We start from the raw sequence: 2,801 nt of genomic DNA, 5'->3' as shown, positions 1-2,801 counted from the left end.
TCGGGCGAGTACACGTCGAAGAAGGTGATCGACGACGAGGGCTGGTTCGCCACCAACGACGGCGGCTTCCTGGACGAGGAGGGCTACCTCTTCGTCGAAGGCCGGCTCGACGACGTCATCGTGCGCGGCGGCGAGAACATGAGTCCGGGCGAGATAGAAGACGTGCTGCGCGAGCACCCCGGCGTGGCGGACGTGGCCGTACTGGGCGTGCCGGACAACGAGTGGGGCGAGAAGGTCGCCGCGGTGGTGGTGGCCGGCGAGACGACGCCGTCGGCCGATGAGCTGGCCGCCTGGGTGAAGGCCCGCCTGCGCTCGTCCAAGACCCCGGAGGTCTGGGCTTTCCGCGACGCGCTGCCCTATAACGACACCGGCAAGCTGCTGCGCCGTCAGCTCAAGGCCGAGATGGCTCGCTAACCCGCCGGGTTCGCGCTACCGAATATTTCAGGATGAGCAGCCAGGCCCTCATCGCCGATCTGACCGAGCTGGGTGGGGCCGGGCTGGTCGTGACCGAGCTGGGGGTCGATCCGCCGCCGCTGGCCCCGACGGCCGGGGCCGTGCAGCTGGGCGTGCATCGCGACGGGCCGGTCCCCGGCGGGAGCCTGGAGCCCTTCGACATCCTGCTTTCGGCCGATCCGGCCGCGCCGGGGCCCTGGGTGGGCGTTGCGCCGCCCCAGGTGAACGCCGTGATCGGCGAGCTGAGGGCCGCCGTGGCCCGCCAGCCCGCGGCGGCGGCGGCCTGCGCGCAGGTGCTGCGGATGACGCTCGCGCTGCCGTTCGACCAGGCGCTGGCGCTGGAGTCGCTGGCCTACTCGATGCTGTTGGCGTCGGACGGCTTCAAGGCCTGGCGCCGCGCCAATCCGCCCCGCGACCGGCCCGACGACGGCGCGCCGCGAGTCAAGATCGCCGTTGGGCGCGAAATCGTGATCCGTCTGAACCGGCCCGCCGCCCGTAACGCATTCGACGCGCGCATGCGCGACGAGCTCTCGGAGGCGCTGTCGTTCGCCGTGGACCATCCCGACGCCCTGCCTGTGTCCCTGAGCGGCGAAGGCCCCGCCTTCAGCGCCGGCGGCGACCTGGACGAGTTCGGCCGCGCCGACGACCCCGGCCGGGCGCACCTGATCCGCACGCTGCGCTCGCCGGCCCGGCTGGCGCACGACCTTGCCGAGCGTCTGACCGTCCACCTGCACGGGGCGTGCGTCGGCGCCGGGATCGAGGTCCCGGCCGCGGCCGGAAGGGTGACGGCGCGGCCGGGTGCGATGTTCCGGCTGCCCGAAGTTTCGATGGGCTTGATCCCCGGGGCCGGGGGCACGGCCACGATCCCGCGCCGCGTCGGTCGCCGCCGTGCCGCCTACATGGCCATTTCGGGCGCCGAGATCGACCTGGCCACGGCCCTGGCCTGGGGTCTGGTGGACGAGGTGGCGGTGTGAACCCGCTCCGGCCTGTCCTCAGCGCCTTCGAGGCCGAGATCGGCGAGTTGACCGAGCGCCTGGGCCGCCGCGTCGCCGTCTCGGACCTGGGTGTCACCAACCGGCGCGGTCACCTCGACCTGGACCCGCCGGGCGGGCGGATCTCGTGCAATCGCGCCTGCCGCATGGTGCGCGCCACCGACGGCTGGATGGCGCTGAACCTGGCTCGCCCCGAGGACCGCGACCTGGTTCCCGCCTGGCTGGGCCGCAACGGCGCGGACGATGCCTGGGAGGCCGTCGAGACCCACCTGGGCGGGCTGGACTGCGAGGAGCTTGTGCAGCGCGCGGCCCTGCTGGGGCTGCCGGCCGCGGCGGTGGGGGAGGTGCGAAGCGACAGCGTGGCCGCGCCCGCGCTCCCGCTGGGCCGCCCGGCGCGGCGCGATCGGACGCCGCGGGTGGTCGACCTGTCGGCGCTCTGGGCCGGGCCCCTGTGCGGCGCGATCCTGGCGGCCATGGGGTGGACGGTCTCGAAGGTGGAGAGCGTCCACCGCCCGGACCCCACCCGCGAGGTGACGCCCGAGTTCGCGCGCCGGCTCAACGGCCGCAAGATGCACCTCGCGTTCGACTTCACCGAGGCGGAAGGGCGCGCGCGCCTGCGCCGCCTGGTCGAGGCGGCCGACGTGCTGATCACCGGCGCCCGGCCGCGCGCTTTCGCCGGCCTGGGTCTGGAGCCGGAAGGCGTCTTCGCGGCCAACCCCGGGCTCGTCTGGGTGGCGATCACCGGCTACGGCTGGGCCGGCGAGGCATCGGGCCGCGTCGCGTTCGGCGACGACGCCGCGGCCGCCGGCGGGCTGGTGGGATGGGCCGACGAGGCGCCGCATTTCCTGGGCGACGCCCTGGCCGACCCGGTGACGGGGCTGGCGGCGGCGGCCGGCGCGCTGCGAGCGCTGGAACAGGGCGGCGGCGTGCTGGTCGACGTGTCGCTGGCGCGGTCGGCGGCCGGGGCGGCGGCGAAGCTGGGTCTGGCGACATGATCCTGCGCGACGTCGAGGTCGCCGGGCGACCCGGCCTGGACGTGCGCCTCGCGGCCGGCCGGATCGCCGAGATCGGGCCGAAGCTCCCCGGGCGCGACGAAGAGATCGACGGGCGCGGCGGGGCGCTGATCCCCGGCCTCTGCGACCACCACATCCATCTCCTCGGCCTGGCGGCGCGGGCGGAGTCCGTGAGCCTCGACGGCGTTGCGACGGCCGCCGCCTTCGCCGCGCGGATCGCCGAGGCCGCCGCGGCCCGGCCGCCCGGCGCCTGGATCCGCGTCCTGGGCTATCACGAGACCATGGCCGGCGAGCTGGCCCGCGCCGACCTGGACCGGCTCGCGCCGAACCATCGCCTTCGCGT

At 75.0% G+C, this 2,801-nt stretch carries 4 protein-coding genes; all 4 read left to right on the top strand.

Features of this window, described 5'->3' with window-relative positions:
• Positions 1 to 414: class I adenylate-forming enzyme family protein (locus tag VGD44_RS18680; RefSeq protein WP_331089882.1), on the top strand; the 414-nt coding region annotated here is incomplete at its 5' end.
• 32 nt (positions 415 to 446) lie between these two features.
• The gene (locus VGD44_RS18675) at positions 447 to 1,427 is read left to right on the top strand and encodes an enoyl-CoA hydratase/isomerase family protein (protein WP_331089881.1); all 981 of its coding nucleotides are present in this window, start codon (positions 447 to 449) and stop codon (positions 1,425 to 1,427) included.
• Positions 1,424 to 2,440 carry a CoA transferase gene (locus VGD44_RS18670; protein ID WP_331089880.1) on the top strand — a complete coding sequence of 339 codons (1,017 nt, stop codon included), beginning with the start codon at positions 1,424 to 1,426 and terminating at the stop codon, positions 2,438 to 2,440. The genes VGD44_RS18675 and VGD44_RS18670 overlap by 4 nt, the downstream gene beginning before the upstream one ends.
• A partial coding sequence (locus VGD44_RS18665; RefSeq protein ID WP_331089879.1) for an amidohydrolase family protein occupies positions 2,437 to 2,801 on the top strand: 365 nt, incomplete at its 3' end. The genes VGD44_RS18670 and VGD44_RS18665, both read left to right, overlap by 4 nt.

The organism is Phenylobacterium sp., assembly GCF_036402295.1.
Taxonomy (GTDB): Bacteria; Pseudomonadota; Alphaproteobacteria; order Caulobacterales; family Caulobacteraceae; genus Phenylobacterium.
The sequence above is the reverse complement of the archived record's forward strand: the minus strand, read 5'-3'. Positions and strand labels throughout refer to the sequence as shown.

Excerpts from the sequence above, each read along its gene's own strand:
- VGD44_RS18675 (WP_331089881.1), top strand. The coding sequence starts at position 447 with ATGAGCAGCCAGGCCCTCATCGCCGATCTGACCGAGCTGGGTGGGGCC.